Source organism: Paucibacter sp. M5-1, assembly GCF_027498415.2.
Lineage (GTDB): Bacteria > Pseudomonadota > Gammaproteobacteria > Burkholderiales > Burkholderiaceae_C > Roseateles_E.
This window is the reverse complement of record NZ_JAPZLM020000001.1, coordinates 2,587,457-2,604,065: the sequence shown is the minus strand read 5'-3', so window position 1 is coordinate 2,604,065 and position 16,609 is coordinate 2,587,457. Positions and strand designations below refer to the sequence as shown.

11 protein-coding genes are annotated in these 16,609 nt (G+C 70.0%); 3 read left to right on the top strand and 8 right to left on the bottom strand.

The window, feature by feature from the left end; genetic code table 11:
- Window positions 1-26: 26 nt before the first annotated feature.
- From O5M90_RS12205 to O5M90_RS12190, 4 genes are read right to left on the bottom strand one after another with little or no spacing between them, the layout of a single operon-like run.
- Window positions 27-2,783 (bottom strand): ATP-binding protein, encoded by a 2,757-nt coding sequence (locus O5M90_RS12205; RefSeq protein ID WP_440402053.1) that lies wholly within the window; start codon window positions 2,781-2,783, stop codon window positions 27-29.
- On the bottom strand, window positions 2,780-5,506 hold the full coding sequence (locus O5M90_RS12200) for a hybrid sensor histidine kinase/response regulator (RefSeq protein ID WP_269841262.1): 2,727 nt from the start codon (window positions 5,504-5,506) through the stop codon (window positions 2,780-2,782). The genes O5M90_RS12205 and O5M90_RS12200 overlap by 4 nt, the downstream gene beginning before the upstream one ends.
- Window positions 5,506-6,237, bottom strand: a complete 732-nt coding sequence (locus O5M90_RS12195; RefSeq protein ID WP_269841261.1) for a response regulator — start codon at window positions 6,235-6,237, stop codon at window positions 5,506-5,508. Before O5M90_RS12195 ends, O5M90_RS12200 begins: the two co-directional genes overlap by 1 nt.
- 31 nt (window positions 6,238-6,268) lie before the next feature.
- Window positions 6,269-6,553, bottom strand: a complete 285-nt coding sequence (locus tag O5M90_RS12190; RefSeq protein WP_137943595.1) for a hypothetical protein — start codon at window positions 6,551-6,553, stop codon at window positions 6,269-6,271.
- A gap of 172 nt (window positions 6,554-6,725) precedes the next feature.
- Between O5M90_RS12190 and O5M90_RS12185 the strand changes: the two genes are divergently transcribed.
- Entirely contained in the window at window positions 6,726-9,677 is a 2,952-nt protein-coding gene (locus O5M90_RS12185) for an adenosylcobalamin-dependent ribonucleoside-diphosphate reductase (protein WP_440402052.1), read from the top strand.
- A gap of 348 nt (window positions 9,678-10,025) precedes the next feature.
- Window positions 10,026-10,826: an SDR family NAD(P)-dependent oxidoreductase gene (locus O5M90_RS12180; RefSeq protein ID WP_269841260.1), complete on the top strand. Its 801-nt coding sequence runs from the start codon at window positions 10,026-10,028 to the stop codon at window positions 10,824-10,826.
- Window positions 10,827-11,003: 177 nt separating this feature from the next.
- Here O5M90_RS12180 and O5M90_RS12175 read toward each other — a convergent pair whose 3' ends face one another.
- A complete protein-coding gene (locus tag O5M90_RS12175) occupies window positions 11,004-11,945 on the bottom strand; it encodes a GlxA family transcriptional regulator (protein ID WP_440402051.1) in 942 nt (313 codons plus the stop codon).
- A gap of 116 nt (window positions 11,946-12,061) precedes the next feature.
- Here O5M90_RS12175 and O5M90_RS12170 point away from each other — a divergent pair, with 116 nt between their 5' ends.
- Window positions 12,062-12,580, top strand: a complete 519-nt coding sequence (locus tag O5M90_RS12170) for a DUF6130 family protein (RefSeq protein ID WP_440402049.1) — start codon at window positions 12,062-12,064, stop codon at window positions 12,578-12,580.
- Window positions 12,581-12,868: 288 nt separating this feature from the next.
- Here O5M90_RS12170 and O5M90_RS12165 read toward each other — a convergent pair whose 3' ends face one another.
- The 3 genes from O5M90_RS12165 to O5M90_RS12155 all read right to left on the bottom strand — a co-directional run bounded on the left by O5M90_RS12165 (window position 12,869) and on the right by O5M90_RS12155 (window position 16,570).
- Entirely contained in the window at window positions 12,869-13,879 is a 1,011-nt protein-coding gene (locus O5M90_RS12165) for an alpha/beta fold hydrolase (RefSeq protein ID WP_269841257.1), read from the bottom strand.
- Window positions 13,880-14,050: 171 nt separating this feature from the next.
- The gene (locus O5M90_RS12160) at window positions 14,051-14,794 is read right to left on the bottom strand and encodes a response regulator (RefSeq protein ID WP_171018304.1); all 744 of its coding nucleotides are present in this window, start codon (window positions 14,792-14,794) and stop codon (window positions 14,051-14,053) included.
- Window positions 14,795-14,821: 27 nt separating this feature from the next.
- Complete coding sequence (locus tag O5M90_RS12155; protein WP_269841256.1) at window positions 14,822-16,570, bottom strand: cytochrome c biogenesis protein DipZ; 1,749 nt, start codon at window positions 16,568-16,570, stop codon at window positions 14,822-14,824.
- Between the last annotated feature and the right edge of the window lie 39 nt (window positions 16,571-16,609).

The following is a 16,609-nucleotide window of genomic DNA, read 5'->3' as shown; positions in this document are numbered from 1 at the left end:
TTGAGCCGGCGTCTTGTGTCGGCGTATCAGGGCGCCGTGGCGCTGGTCAGCGCCGCCACCCGCGCCACCATCTCGGCCGGCGCGAACGGTTTTTCCAGCACCGCGCAGCCGGCCTCGCGCAGGAACTCGGCCGCGCCGGGGCTCAGGGTGTCGCCGGTGACGAAGAGCATGCGGGTGGCCAGCTGCGGCTGGCGCTCGCGCACCGCGCGCCACAGCGCCGCGCCGTCCATGCCGGGCATGCGCAGATCGCTGACGATGGCCTCGAAGCGCGCTTCCTCCAGCAGCTCCAGCGCCACCAGGCCGGACTCGGCCGTCATCACCTCATAGCCGGCGCCCTCCAGCGCCTCGCGCATCAGCGCGGCCAGCTCGGTCTCGTCGTCCACCACCAGGATGCGCAGCTGCTGGGGCGCGTCGGCGATCGGCGCCGGCGCGGCGGCGGCCGGCTGGGTGCCGCCGGCCAGCGGCAGGCGCAGCAGAAAGCTGGCGCCGCCGGCTGTGTCCTCCAGCAGCAGCTCGCCGCCATGCTCGCGCGCGACGCCGCGCGCCACCGCCAGCCCGAGGCCGGTGCCCTGCAGCTCGCCGGCGCCCTTGGTCGTGAAAAAGGGCGTGAAGATGCGCTCGCGCAGGCCTGGCGCGATGCCGGGGCCGTTGTCGGCCACGCGCAGCCAGACCCGCTGGCGGTCCGCGTCGAGGCCGCTGGCGATGCGGATGCGGCGCTCGCCGTCCTGGCTGCTCAGCGCCTGCTGGGCATTGACGATCAGATTCATCACCAGCTGGCCCAGCCGGTCGGGGTCGGCCGGCAGCTCGGGCAGGTCGGCGGCCAGCGCCAACTCCAGCGTGATGCCGCCGGAGCGCAGGCTGTAGCCGAGCAGCTCGACGGCGGCGCGCACCAGCTCGTTGAGCGGCACGGCGGCGCGGGTCTCGGGCTTGGCGCGCGCCATGTTCAAAAAAGTTCGCACGATGCGGCCACAGCGCTCGGCGGCCTCGCGGATGCGGCGCGCGTCGTCGCCCAGCGCACCACCGGCGGCCTTGCCTTCGAGCAGCGCGGCCCGGCCCAGCACGATGGACAGCGGGTTGTTCAGCTCATGGGCGACGCCGGCCAGCAGGCTGCCCATCGCGGTGAGCTTCTCGCTCTGGCGCAGCGCCTCGCGCTGGCGCTCGATCTCCTGCTGGGCCTGCTGGCGCTCGCTGACATCGTTGATGAAGGCGGTGTAGTGGTGGCTGCCGGCCACATCGGTACGGGCCAGCACCATCTCGATCGGGAATTCGCTGCCGTCGGCGCGCCGCCCGCTCATCTCCAGGCGCTTGCCGGCCAGTAGCATTGAGCCGCTGCTGCGCACCCGGGCCATGCCGGCCTCGTGCGCCGCGCGCAGGCGTTCGGGAATGATCAGCTCGCCGACCGAGCGGCCCAGCACCGCGCTGCGCGGGTGGCCGAACATCGCGGCCGCCGCCGGGTTCCACTCGACCACCCGGCCGCTCTCGTCGGTGCTGATGATGGCGGCCAGCGCATGGTCGACGATGGCGGACTTGTAGGCCTCGCTGCGGCGCTCGCGCTCGCGCGCTTCCTGCTGCGCGGCGAAGGTGGCGCTGACCACGTCGACCCAGGGCTGCCAGCGCGCGTTCAGCTGCGGCTCGGGCGCGGTCGCGTCGCGCGAGCGCTCGAACAGATAGCGCATCACCGCCAGCGCCGGCTCGATCACGCGCCGGCGCAGCAGCCACTGGCCCAGCAGTATCAGGGCCAGCAGGCCGCAGGCGATCAGGCCGAAGGGCAGCAGCTCGGGCGCGATGCGGGTCAGCAGGGCGGCCTCCGACTGCGTGGCCACCAGAGTCCAGGGCGCGCTGCGCAGCGGCAGCGCCAGCAGGCGCTGGCCCTGGTCGGCCAGTGCGCGGCCCTCCAGCCCCAGGGCCTGCTCCAGCACCTCGGGACCATGGGGCAGCGCGCCGGGCCGGTCTTGCAGAATCGGCCGGCCGTCCTCGCCCAGCAGCCACCAGCGCCAGCCGCCGTCCATCAGCTTGGCGGCTCGGCTCAGATCGCTAAGGCGCAGCTCGGTGGCCACCAGGCCGCGGAATTCCTCGCCGGCATAGACCGGCGCGCCATGCACCAGCCGGCCCTCGGCCGCGCGACTCAGCCAGAAGCTGCGCTGCGCGTTGTTGCGATCCGGCGTCGCGGCGCCGAACTCGGCCTGTGCATACCAGGCTTCCAGCGCGCCGCCCAGCTCGGGCCGGCCCAGGCCCAGCAGCACATTGCCGCTGGGCAGCCAGGGATAGAGCAGGGCATGGCGCTGCGGCCAGGCCAGCCAGTAGGAGCGGGCCAGGTCGGCATGGCGGTTGTGGGCGGCCTCGGCCAGCGCCGCAAAGGCCTGCAGCCGCCACAGCGCCGCCATATCGGGCCGCTCGGCGCCGGGCCACAGCAGCTGGGCCAGGCCCGGCTGCAGCAGCTGCGGCAGCTCGTCCAGGGTGTAGCCGCCGTCGCGCGCGCGCAGCGCCTCGGCCAGCAGCGCGTCGGGCGCGCGCGCCGGTGTGATCAGCTCGCGCTCGGCGAAGCGCCGCAGGTCCTGCACATGGTCCTCGGCGGCGCGCGCCAGCGCCTGCAGCGCCGCGCGCTGCCGTGCCGCGCCGCGCTCCAGCTCGCCGACAGCATTGCGGTGCGCGGCCAGGCCCTGGCCGAGGCCCAGCAGCAGCACCAGCAGCAGCAGCGGCAGACTGACCAGCCACAGCAGGCGGTGGTAGCGCTGCACCAGCCGGGCGGCGCTGCTGGCATGCAGATCGGAGGGCGGTGTCATGGCAGTGGCTCCAGGCGGCGCACGGCGGCCAGCAGGTCATCGGGCTGGAAGGGCTTCTCCAGGGCGGGGCAGCCGCATTCCTTCAAGAACTCGGCGGCGGCCGGCGAGAGGATGTCGCCGGTGACGAAGAGCATGCGTGCCGCCAGCCCAGGCTGCAGGGCCTGGACCGCGCGCCACAGCTCGGCGCCGTCGACCTCGGGCATGCGCAGATCGCTGACGATGGCGTCGAAGCGCGCCTCCATCAGCAGGGCCAGCGCGACCGCGCCGTCCTCGGCGGTGGCGACCTCGTAGCCGGCGCCCTCCAGGGTTTCGCGCATCAATGAGGCCAGCTCGGGCTCGTCGTCGACCACCAGCAGGCGCAGCGCCTGGCCGTCCGCGCCGGCCGGCGCCTCGGCCGTCTCGCCGTCCGGCTCGGGTGCGCCGCTGATCGGCAGGCTCAGGCGGAAGCTGGCGCCCGGCTGGCCGTTGTGCTCCAGCAGCAGGTCGCCACCATGCTCGCGCAGCAGCGAGCGCGAGACCGACAGCCCCAGGCCGGTGCCCAGGCCCTCGGCCTTGGTCGTGAAGAAAGGCTGGAACAGGCGCTCGCGCACCTGCGGCGGCACGCCCGGGCCGTTGTCCTGCACGCGCAGCCAGATGCGCGGCTCGCGGCCCTCGCGGCGCGCCTCGACGCCGGTGCTGACCGTGATGCGGCGCGCCTCGTCCCGGTCGGCCAGCGCATGCTGCGCATTGATCAGCAGGTTCAGCAAGGCCTGGCCCAGCTGGTCGGCGTCGCCCATCAACTGGGGCAGCTGCGGGTCGAGCCGCAGCTCCAGCGCGATGCCGTGGCTGCGCAAGGTGTAGCCCAGCATGTCGGCGGCGGCGTGGACGATGTCGTTGAGCGCCACCGGTGCGCGCCGCGCCGGCTTGGCGCGCGCCATGTTCAGAAAGGTGCGCACGATGCGGCCACAGCGCTCGGCGGCCTCGCGGATGCGCTGGGCATCGTCCTGCAGCGGGCTGCCGGCCAGCTTGTCCTCGAGCAGATTGGCGCGGCCCATCACGATGGCCAGCGGGTTGTTCAGCTCGTGGGCGACTCCGGCCAGCAGGCTGCCCATCGCGCCGAGCTTCTCGGTCTGGCGCAGCGACTCGCGCTGGCGCTCGATCTCCTGGCGCGCCTGCAGCCGCTCCGACACATCGACCAGCGAGGCGGTGTAGTGCTCCTGGCCCTCCAGCTCGCTGCGCCACAGCACCATCTCGACCGCGAACTCGCTGCCGTCGCGGCGCAGCGCCTGCATGTCCAGGCGCCGGCCCAGCAGGGCCGGGCTGCCGCCGGCGCGCAGCCGCGCCATGCCGGTGCGGTGGCGCTCGCGATGGCGCTCGGGGATGATGATGTCGGCCACATCGGCGCCGCGCACCTCGGCCAGGCTGCGGCCGAACATGGCCTCGGCGGCCGGGTTGAACTCGAGGATGCGGCCCCGCTCGTCGGTCGACACCATGGCCTCCAGCGCATGGTCGAGGATGGCGGACTTGCGGGCCTCGCTGCCGCGCTCGCGGCGCATCAGCTCATGCTGGCGGCGCACAAAGTGGCGTGCCAGCAGCCACTGGCCGATCAGCAGGCTGGCCAGCAGGGCCAGCGCCAGCGCGGCATGGGGCAGCAGGCTGGGCAGGATGCGCTGGCGCAGCTCGGCCAGCGGGGTGGCCGAGACATAGAGCCAGGGCGAGTCCGGCCGGCCGGCCGCCACCAGCGCCCAGTCACCGGCCCGCACGCGCCCGCCGGCCGCCGCCAGCGCGGCCTGCAGCTGGGCCTCGCCCAGCCCGGCCGGCGCACGCTCGGCCCAGGCGGTCTTGACATGCTGGTCGCCCTGGCCCGGGCCGCTGGGCCCGATCAGGGGCTGCTGCGAATCGGCCAGCACATGGCCGGCCCTGTCGACGATCCAGGCGCGCTCCTGCGGCTGGGCCCATTGCCGCACGCCGGCCTGCAGCGCGTCGAGCCGGAAGTCCAGCGAGACCTCGCCGACCAGGTCGCCGCCGGCATGCACCGGCGCGGTGTGCGAGACCACCAGATGGCCGGCCAGCTGGCTGGCATAGGGCGGGCCCCAGTGCGAATCGGCCGGCTGGCGCGCCAGCCGTGCGCGGGTGCGCTGTGCCGCCAGCGCACGCAGGCTGGCCAGCTCGCGCATGCTGCTCAGCCCCAGGCTCTGCAGAATGCTGTCGGTCGAGATCCAGGGGTAGCCGAAGGAGGTGTTGACATCGATGCCGGCAAACCAGGTGGCCTCGAAGCCCGGGGCGCGGGCGTGGGCGATGCGGGCCTGGCTCACGAAAGCGGCGGCGCGGCGCAGCCACAGCGGCTCGATGGGCCGGCCGTCGGGCGCGGACCACCAGACCTGACCCCATTGCAGGCCGGCGCCGTGGCCGGTGATCGCGACGCCGTCCGGCTGGCCGGCCCGCTGCTGCGGCTGCAGCGCCTGGGCCAGTGCCGGCCCGGGGTCGGGTGGTTGTTCCCAGACGGCCTCCATCAGCCGGCGCAGGTCCTGCACATGGTCCATCGCCGGGCGCGCCAGCAACTGCAGGTCCTGCGCATGCTGCTGGGCGGCGCGCTCCAGCGCGGCCTCGGCCTCGGCCATTCGCTGCTGGTATTGCAGCGCGCTGAGCACCACGAGCAGCAGGGCCATCGGCGCGACGAACCAGGCCATCAGGCGGCGCGTGGCCGCCAGCTGCTGCAGGGCCGGGTCTGGCGCCAAGGGCATCAAGTGCTGACGAAGACGTAGCCGACGTTGCGGACGGTTTTCAGGACTTCGGGCTTGTCGGGGTTGCGCTCGACCTTGCGGCGCAGCCGCATGATGCGCAGATCGATGGAGCGGTCGAACACATCCCAGCCGCGGTTGTGGGCCTGCTCCATGATCTGGTCGCGGTTGAGCGGCCGGTTCGGGTGGCGCGCGAACAGCGCCAGCAGGTCGAATTCGGCGGCGGTGATCGTGACCTCCTGGCCCTGCGCATCCCAGAGCTTGCGCTCGTCCAGGTCCAGCGCGCAGGCGCCGAAGGCGACGCGGCGGCCGCTGCTGGCGGGCGCCGTGGCCGGAGTTGCCGGAGTGGCAGCCGCCACGGCCTGGGTGCGGCGCAGCACCGCGCGCACCCGCGCCAGCAGCTCGCGCAGATCGAAGGGCTTGGCCACATAGTCGTCGGCGCCCAGCTCCAGGCCGACCACGCGGTCCACCGCGTCGCTGGCCGTGGTCAGCATCAGGATGGCCACCTGCGGATGGGCCTCGCGCAGCCAGCGCGCCAGCGACAGGCCGTTCTCGCCAGGCATGTTCAGGTCCAGCAGGGCCAGCTCGGGCCGGCCCTCGGCCAGCAGGCGGCGGGCCTCGGCCGCGTCGTCGGCGCAGCGCACCGCAAAACCCTGGCGCGTGAAGTATTCGGCCAGCAGCTCGCGCAACTCGGCTTCGTCGTCAACCAGCAGCAAGGAGGTCGGAGGGCTCATGGGCGGGGCAGAGGACGTGGCGACCGGGTGATCATGCCAGCCGGCGGCCCAGCGCAACACCGGCCAAACCCCGCATCAGCGCCCGCCCGACGCCCGATTCCTGGATCGGCGCCGCCAGCTCCAGCAGGTCTTCGGCAAAGGCCTCGCTGCGGGTCAGGGCCGGGCGGGTGTCGACGAAGCTCAGGCTCTTGAGCCGCTCGCGGGTGCGCTCCTCGGCGCGCTGCAGCGCGGCATGCTTTTCGATGCGGGCGGTGATCTGGCCGGCCAGCAGGCGCTCGCAGGCGGGCCAGATGGGGTTGCTGAGGGCTTGCGGCATGGCGGTGCTCCCGGGAGTGGATGGCTGCACTGTCGGCGGGGCCGGTATCAGCCGGATTTCCAGCACCAGGGGCTTTGTTTCAAATGTTTCCTGTCCCCGGCCTCGGCTTCGTCCGGATCAAGAGGATCGCCATCTCACTTCGCTAAGATGGCCCGAGGTTCCGGAGATCAGCATGGCCCAGCACAGTCCCACCCAGTCCGACATCTTTCTCGCCCCGACGCCGCTGGCGCCGGTGGCCTCGCTGCCGGCCCAGGACATCAGCGCCGAGGTGCTGCAGGAGAAATATGCCAAGGGCGAGGAGCGCACGCTGGACGAGCTGCGCCGGCGGGTCGCCCGTGCGCTGGCCGAGGCCGAGGAGCCGGCCCAGCGGGGGGCCTGGACGGCGCGCTTTTTCGAGGCCCAGAAGCGCGGTTTCATTCCGGCCGGCCGCATCCTGTCGGCCGCCGGCACCGAGCTCTCGGCCACGCTGATCAACTGTTTTGTGCAGCCGGTCGGCGACTCGATCGCCTCGGTGGAGGACGGCCATCCCGGCATCTACACCGCGCTGACCGAGGCCGCCGAGACCATGCGCCGTGGCGGCGGGGTCGGCTATGACTTCTCGCGCATCCGCCCCAAGGGCGCCTGGGTCGGCTCGACGCAAAGCCACGCCTCCGGCCCGGTCAGCTATATGCGGGTGTTCGACCGCAGCTGCGAGACGGTCGAGAGCGCCGGCAGCCGGCGCGGCGCGCAGATGGGCGTGCTGCGCTGCGACCATCCGGACATCGTCGACTTCATCCGCGCCAAGGACCAGGGCGACCTGAAGAACTTCAATATCTCGATCGGCGTCACCGATGCCTTCATGGAGGCGGTGCTGGCGCGCGGCCTGGTGGAGCTGGTGCACAGGGCCGAGCCCGGCCCGGCGCAAAAGGAGGAGGGCGCCTACCAGCGCGACGACGGCCTGTGGGTCTATCGCAAGCTGGCCGCCGCCGAGCTGTGGGACCAGGTGATGCGCTCGACCTATGACCATGCCGAACCCGGCGTGCTGTTCCTGGACCGCATCAATGCCGACAACAATCTGCACTACTGCGAGTCGATCGCGGCGACCAATCCCTGCGCCGAACAGCCGCTGCCGCCCTACGGCTGCTGCTGCCTGGGCTCGATTGACCTGACCCGCTTCGTGCGCGAGCCCTTCGGTGCCAAGGCGGCCTTCGACGAGGCCGGTTTTGCCGAGGTCTGCGCGCTGGCGACCCGGATGCTGGACAACGTGCTGGACGTGACGCCCTGGCCGCTGCCCGCGCAGGCCCAGGAGGCCGCCAACAAGCGCCGCATCGGCCTGGGCTTTACCGGCCTCGGCGATGCGCTGGTGATGCTGAACCTGCGTTACGACAGCGAGGCCGCGCGCGAGCAGGCCCGTCGCATCAGCGAGCTGATGCGTGACGCGGCCTATGGCGCGTCGGCCGATCTGGCGGCCGAGAAGGGCCCGTTCAAGCTCTTCAATGCCGATCTCTATCTGTCCGGCGGCAGCTTCGCGACACGCCTGCCGCAGGCGCTGAAGGACAAGATCCGCGCCCAGGGCCTGCGCAACTCGCACCTGCTGTCGATCGCGCCGACCGGCACGATCAGCCTGGCTTTTGCCGACAATGCCAGCAACGGCATCGAGCCGGCCTTCAGCTGGGCCTACACGCGCAAGAAGCGTCTGGGCCAGGCCGAGGGTGGCGGCTTCAAGGAATACCAGGTCGAGGACCATGCCTGGCGGCTGTACCGCCATCTGTTCGGCACCGAGGCGGCGCTGTCGCCGGCCTTTGTCACCGCGCTGGAGCTCAGCGCGGCCGACCATGCGGCGATGGTGGCGGCGGTCGCGCCCTATATCGACACCTCGATCTCGAAGACGGTCAATGTGCCGGCCGACTACCCCTATATCGACTTCCAGGACCTCTACACCCAGGCCTGGAAGAGCGGGCTCAAGGGCCTGGCGACTTACCGGCCCAACAGCATCCTGGGCTCGGTGCTGAGCGTCGAGCCGACGGTGACCGCACCCGAGCCGCTGAAGCCGGTGGTGGCCGAGGACGGCAGCAACCAGCGCCTGCGCGTCGAACGCCTGCCCAAGCAGGTGCTGGCCTCGCTGCGCTGGCCCAGCCGGCCCGAGCTGCCCGGTGGCAACCCGGCCTGGAGCTATATGATCCGCCACCCGCATGGCGACTTTGCGCTCTTCGTCGGCGAATTGCCGGCCGAGGGGCCGGATGCCGGCCTGTTCGGCAAGACCCTGCCCTTCGAGGTCTGGATCAACGGCGCCGAGCAGCCGCGCGGCCTGGCCGCGCTGGCCAAGACCCTGTCGATGGACCTGCGCACCAATGACGCCGCCTGGCTGCGTCTGAAGCTCGACGCGCTGGCGACAGTGGCCGAGGAGCGCGCCTTCGAGATGCCGATGCCGCCGGGCGGCGACAAGCGCCTGTTCCCCGGCGTCGTGGCCGCGACGGCGGCCGTGATCCGCTGGCGCTGCGAGCAGCTCGGCGCGCTGCAGGAGGGCGGGCCGACCCCCGTCATCGACGCGATGTTCAGCCGCGAGGAGCCGCGCACCAGCACCATGGGCACCCTGGCCTGGGCGGTTGACGTCGACAACCCCGCCACCGGCGAGCAGTTCACGCTGACGCTCAAGGAGGTCAGCCTGCCGACCCCCGAGGGCGGCCACATCACCCGGCCCTGCGCGATGGGCTTCTCGGGCAACTACCCGAAGGCGCTGGACGGCATGGCGCGGCTGCTGTCGCTGGACATGCGGGTGATGGACCCGGCCTGGATAGGCATGAAGCTGCGCAAGCTGCTGAATGTCGGCGAGCCGCTGGGCCATTTCATGGCGCCGGTGCCCACGCTGTCAGGCGAGCGCCGCCAGCAGATCTGGCCCTCGACGGTGGCCTATGTGGCCCGGCTGATCATCCACCGCTACGCGATGCTGGGCGTGCTCGACGAGCAGGGCCAGCCCCTGGTCGAGATGGGCCTGCTGCAGGCGCCGGTCGCCAAGACGGCGGTCGGGCTGAGCGTCCAGCCCCAGGCCGGCAAGCCCTGCCCGGAATGCGGCAACGCGACCATGATCCACAAGGACGGCTGCGATTTCTGCACGGCTTGTGGGTATGTGGGGCAGTGCGGGTGAGCGAGCCGGAGTTCTGATTGCTTGCAAGCGAGACTCTTGTCGGTTGCCCCTTCTACGAGTTCCGTCTGTACGAGGGCAAGTGTTTCCACATCGATCTCAGCGATGAAAGATGCATCGCTGAATGAGCCGCCGTGCTCCCTCATCGGGAGCTGCTTGCGACTTCACGTTGAAGGATGACCGAGGGGCTCTATGGCGGCTCGCCTCCATGCTTTGCCCATATTTATGGTTTCATTGGTCGTGAATATTCAATGTCTCAAATTATGACCATAAACGTCATTTAAGACATGATCACCCAACCCTACCATTGGTTCGACGGATTCCCCGCCAAACACCTACCGGACCAATGCCATGAACCAAACACATCGGGGCACTGCCCTCATCACCGGCGCCTCCTCGGGCATCGGCGCCATCTATGCGGACCGCCTTGCGCACCGTGGCTATAACCTGATCCTTGTCGCACGCAATCGCGAGCGGCTCAACGCGCTGGCCGATCAAATTGCCAGCCAGACAGGTCGGGAGGTAGAGGTGCTGGTCGCCGATCTCAACGACCGCGCCTCGCTGGCCACGGTAGAGGCCAAGCTCAAGCAGGATGCCGGCATCACGCTGCTAGTGAACAACGCCGGTGTAGGCACCCATACCCCGCTGCTCGAGAGCGACATCGACAAGATGACCGACCTGATCGAGCTCAACGTGACGGCGCTGACCCGCCTGAGCTATGCCGCCGTACCCGGCTTCGTCGCCCGCGGCAAAGGCGCATTGATCAACATCTCATCCATCGTCAGCATCGCACCGGAGATCCTCAACGGTGTCTACGGCGGCAGCAAGGCCTTTGTGCAGGCCTTCAGCCAGTCGCTGCACCACGAACTGGCTGCCAAGGGTATCCAGGTTCAGGCCGTCCTGCCAGGCGCAACCGCTACCGATTTCTGGGCCAACGGCGGACTCCCGCTGGAACACCTGCCGGCGGCCATCGTAATGTCCGCCGACAAGATGGTCGATGCCGCACTGGTCGGCTTTGATCGCAACGAACTGATCACCATCCCTTCGCTGCATGTGCTCGAAGCCTGGCAAGCATATGAGGCCGCTCGCCAAACCCTGTCATCCCAGCTCTCGAGCAATGTGCCGGCGCAACGCTATGTCACCGTTGACTGAGCCTGTCCCCGCGTCCGATCTATCACCGCCAGGAGACACTCCCCTGGCGGGATGAGCCGCAGGGCTTGGCTATGACCTCCCATTTGGCGGGCACGACGGGCACAGTTGGGCGGCATCAAGGCGGGATTCGCTCACCGCCTCTGTTTGGCCAGAACACCAGCCTTTGTCGGTCAACCCTTACTGCCGCGCTGCGCGTCGCAGCGCTAGCGGCGGCGCGCCGTAGCCGCGCATGAAGACCTCGCGCATATGGCGCCGGTCGCGGAAACCGGTCTCGCGAGCGATCGTCTCCAGCGGGTGTCGGCTCTGCTCGATCATCAGCCGTGCAGCCTCGAGCCGCAGCGCCTCGACCGCCCTGGCTGGCGAGCGGCCCGTCTCGGCCGTGAACACGCGGCTGAACTGGCGCGGGCTCAGGTGTACTGCCTCGGCCAGGTCCTCGACGCTGAGCGGCTGCCCGAGGTGCTTGCGCGCGTAGTCGAGCGCGGCCTGGATGCGGTCCGACTTCGGCGCCAACTCCAGCATCTCGGAGTGCTGTGACTGGCCGCCTGACCTGCGCTGAGGCATCACCAGCTTGCGGGCCACCGAGCGGGCCACATGAGCGCCGAGGTCCTGCTCCACCATGGCCAGTGCCAGGTCCAAGCCTGCGCTCATGCCTGCGGAGGTCCAGACCGGTCCGTCGACGATGAAGATGCGGTCGTCCTCGACCCGGATACCGGGATGGCGCTCGCGCAGCGCGCGGGCAAAGGCCCAGTGGGTGGTCGCCTGCCGTCCGTCGAGCAGCCCTGCCTCCGCCAGCACGAAGCCGCCGGTACAGATCGCCGCGGTGCGGCGTGCAACGCGAGCTGCCCGGCGCAGGAACTTCAGCACCGGCGGCGCGGCAGGCACGGCCAAGGGGTCGTTCACGCCGGCAACAATCCAGGTATCGGCCGCGTCGGCGCGGCCCAATGCTCGCGTCGAGACCCTCATGCCCAGCGACGATCGCACCTCGCCACCGGTGGCTGAGAAGACTCGGATCTCGTAGAGCGGTTCGCCCGCCACGAGGTTCGCGTACTCGAAGACAGCCTGAGTCGCCAGGCTCATCACCTGAAAGCCGTCGCTCAACACATAGCCCACTTTATGCATATCGGGATTCCTTGCTGAGGAGATTCGAGGTATGGCTCGAATCATAACCAAAAACGTCATTTGAGACATTTGCCTTGTTGCCTAGCATTGCGTTGCCCCATCAACCGGAATGTCCCATGACCACGACCCGACCCTGCTCCCTCCTGTCAACGGCCAATGCCCTCCCTCGCCACCGTGCCAGTTTCACTCGCTGGGCGGGTGCCTGCGCGGTGGCATTCGCTGCCTTTCACGCGACCGCCCAGGCGGCGCCGGGTCTCGGCACGCCGCCGGCTGTGATCCCGTTGAACTCGCAGGCCCCCGCGGAGCTGCACCTCTATCCGCCCGTTGCCGAGGCTCTCGCACGTGGGGTTGTTATCTTGCAGTTCAGGACGGAGAACTTTCGCGTATTCCCCGTCTTCGGCACGGGCGCGCTCGGCGTCTCGCCGCGAATCGGGCATCTGCATGTGACGGTAGACGGCATGCCGCCGACCTGGGCTCACACCAGCAGCGAGCCGATCATCGTGGTCGGGCTGAAGCCCGGCCTGCATGAAATACTGGTCGAGCTGGCCGATCCCAGCCATGGCATCGTGGCTGCCCAAACGGCGCGCATCACGGTGCCGGACACCCAAGCCGGCCCGCACCCGACCCACCGCTGAATCCGCAGGCAGCCTGAGGGCTGCCATGTCGGGGACTGTAAGCATCTGCACCTCTGCCTGCATAGGCGCAGGAGATCGGGGGCCGGGCGCCCCTGATCGACTGAACCAGCGAGATCAGCTTTCCGGAGATGGCCGCCGCTGTTCGACACGGGTCGGCTGCGGCTGCAGCGCCGCGAAGCGGCGCTGCGCCTTGATCAACAGCCGGGCGAATGACAGCGGTCCAGGACCGGCTGCCGGGAGTCCTGGCGCAGTGGCGGCGCCGGAGGGGGGCTGTGGCCGACCCATGGATCAGATCCGGCTCACATCGATGACCGCCTTGGCGAAGGCCTCGGGCGCTTCCTGTGGCAAGTTGTGGCCGATGACGCTGCCCAGCTGCCGATGCTCGTAGCGCCCCACGAATTTGCGCGCATAGCTGGCGGGTGCCGGGTGCGGGGCACCGTTGGCGTCGCCTTCCATCGTGATGGTCGGGACGGCGATGTTCGGCGCTGCGGCAATCCTCGACTCGATCGCGTCGTAGCGCGCTTCGCCCTCGGCCGCGCCGATGCGCCAGCGGTAGTTGTGGACCGCGATCGCCACATGGTCCGGGTTGTCCAGCGCGGCGGCCGAACGCTGGAATGTCGCCTCGTCGAAGCGCCATTGCGGCGAGGCCTGCTGCCAGATCAGCCGGGCGAAGTCGCTGCGGTATTTCTCGTACCCGGCTTGACCACGTTCGGTGGCGAGATAGAACTGATACCACCACGATAGCTCGCCCTTTGGCGGCAAGGGCTGCCGATTGGCTTCTCGATTCACGAGCAGGTAGCCGCTGACGGAGACCAGCGCCTTGCAGCGCTCCGGCCACAGCGCCGCAAGAATGCAGGCCGTCCGCGCGCCCCAGTCGCAGCCGGCGACGGTGGCCTGCTGGATGCCCAGCGCGTCCATCAAGGCGATGACGTCGGCGGCGAAGGCTGCTTGCTGGCCATTGCGCAGGGTCTGGTCCGAACGGAAGCGGGTGCTGCCGTAGCCGCGCAGATAGGGAACGATGACACGATGGCCGGCTCCGGCCAGAATCGGCGCGACGTCGACATAGGTGTGGATGTCGTAGGGCCAGCCGTGCAGCAGAAGCACCGGCGGGCCGTCACTGGGGCCGACCTCGGCATAGCCGACCTGAAGCAGACCGGCATCGATCTGCTTGAGGCGTTCAAAGGAAGCGCTGCCGGTTCGCGAGGGCTGCGCCGTGACCGGCGCGGCAAAGCGTGTGGCGGCGAGCGCTGCCGCCAGCGCAACAAAGTGGCGGCGGCCGCTTGGGGTGGGATCTGTCATGGTCATGCCTCGTCGTCGTGGAAGGATGGAACAAGAAGGGCTGCGAGATGCGGCCTTCGATGTCCATCAGTGGACGCGAGCGAGGTATCCGTGGTGTGTCAGCGCAAGGTGGTTTTGAATCGAGCTGTCGCGATGCCGTCGGCCTGATACAAAACGCTACAAAACAGCGCTTCAGGCCCGGCCCGGCTCGACCAGCGCAGCGAAGACATAGCCCTCGCTGCGTACCGTCTTGATGTAGCGTGGCTCGCGCGCGTCGTCGCGCAGGCGCTGCCTGAGGCGACTGATCAGCAGGTCGATCGAGCGCTCGAATAACTCGGCCTCGCGGCCCTGGGTCAGGCCCAGCAGCTGATCGCGGCTGAGCACCTTTTGCGGGTGATCCAGGAAGACGCGCAAGAGCCGGTACTCTGCGCCGCTGAGCGGCACCACCACATCCTGGGCGTCGACGAGCTGACGCGCGATGGTGTCCAGCTGCCATTCGCCGAAGGCCAGCACCGAGGTGTTCTCGGTCTCCCGCATATTGGGTGGCAGCATGCGTGTGCGCCGCAGCACCGAACGCAGCCGGGCGAGCAGCTCGCGGGGTGCGAAGGGCTTGACCAGATAGTCGTCGGCGCCCATTTCCAGGCCGAGGATGCGGTCCGCCTCCTCCCCTCGGGCGGTCAGCATCAGGATGGGGATGGCCTTGTGCTTGCCGCTGCGCAGATCCCGACAGAGCGTCAGGCCGTCTTCGCCGGGCAGCATCAGGTCGAGGATGATCAGATCGAACGGCCCCGACTCTTCCAACGCGGCACGCATATGCCGCCCGGTCGGCACCGCCACCACGCGCAGACCGTTGCGGCTCAGGTACTCGGTCAGCAGGCTGCGGATCTCCCGGTCGTCATCGACCAGCAGCACATGATCGCTCGGCTTCGCTTGCATCAGACGTTCTCCCGCTGAGCGATTCTCTCAACCAAATGTGAAGGCGTAGGCGCGTGCGCCGGGATCGAGGAACTCGATCTCGAACAATCGCTCGCCGGACTGCTGCTGTCGCAGCAACTGGTAGAGCCGGTGCCCGGTGATGGTGCCCCGGCCTTCGCGGTCGATGTCGGTGCCGTGGTCGTCCAGCGGCGGCTTGCCGTCGATGCGGACGCGAAATCGTACCGACTGGCCGTCGTCGGCTGATCCCAGCACCATATGCAGATCGCGGGCCCGAAAGCGCAGCATGACCCGGCCGCCGCCGGCAAGCCCCAGCGCGCTCTCATCCTCCACCTGCCAGCGGCCGTCCAGCGCCCATTGCTGCCCGCGCAGCGGCGATGCCCCGCGATAGTCATGGGCTCGCCCGCGAACCAGACCCCCGGCCGGCGCGAAGCCCTGCGCCTGGGCGAAGCCGAGATAGGTCTCGTGCGAGGCGGCGCGTGTGTCCGGGGGCGCGGCCTGGGTGCCGCTGCCCTGGGGCGCGGCCAGTTCCTCGGAGAGCGGGGTCTGGCCCGCCTCGCGCAGCAGTTGCTGGATCACGCGCTCCGACTGTGCATAGCCGCCCTCGCCGAACTGGTGATGGCGGATGCGCCCCTGCGCGTCGACGAAATACAGGGCCGGCCAGTACTGGTTGCGGAAGGCCCGCCAGATCTTGTAGTCGCTGTCGACGGCGACGGGGAAGCTCACGCCCAGGTCCTGGCTGGCACGCTGCACATTGCTGAGCTTGCGCTCGAAGGCGAACTCGGGCGTGTGCACGCCCAGCACCACCAGCCCGGCGTCGCGGTACTTGTCGGCCCAGGCGCGCACATAGGGCAGGGTGCGCAGGCAGTTGATGCAGGAGTAGGTCCAGAAGTCGACCAGTACCACCTTGCCGCGCAGCGAGGCCGTGGTCAGCGCCGGCGAGTTGATCCAGCCGACGGCGCCGTCCAGCGCCGGCATCAGGCCTTCGACCGGCAAGGCGGGAGACCGCGTGCGCGGCGTGTCGGCCGGCGGGCTCGCCGAACCCGACTCCGTGGCGCCACCCAGCCGCTGCAGCAGCAGGTTCTCCAGCGCCGCCGTCGGTCCGGCGGACAAGCGTGCGAGCAGCCCGGTGTCGGCACCCAGCGCGATGCCGCTGACGGAGGCCAGCACCGCAACGCCAGCGATGCGTCGCAGCAGCGCGCCGCCACGCAAGGACAGCGGCGCCGCCACGCCGATGCGGCGGCCCAGCAGCAGCACGACGGCCAAGGCGCTGCAGGCGCCGGCCGCATAGGCCAGCAGCAGCAGCGCACTGCCGACGCTGGCGCCGTGCAAGGCGGCGCCTGTCAGTATCAGGCCCAGGATCGGACCGGCGCAGGGTGTCCACAGCAGCCCGGTACCGACGCCTTGCACCAGCGCGGCCCATCGCGAGTGGCTGCCGTTGCCGGCGGGGCTGGCGGCGACGAGGCGGCCGCCCAGCGCTACCCATGGCCGGCTCAGCCAGGCGGCCAGCGAGGGCCACAACAGGCTCATCCCAAACAGCGCGAAGGCCGCGAGCGCCAGCCAGCGCATGGTCTCGTGGGTCGCCACGACCCAGCCGCCGCCCACGGCAGCCAGCGACGCGACCGCAGCGAAAGCCAGCGCCATGCCGGTCAGCAGCGGCAGGCCGTGCGAGCCGAAGGGGCGGTCCGCCCGACTGAGGACAAAGGGCAGCACCGGCAGGATGCAGGGGCTGAGGAGGGTGAAGACGCCGCCCAGATAGGCGGCCAGCAGGATCAGCATCAGAGGTTCTCGGTTCTTTGGGGTGGGGGCGCGCGCGCG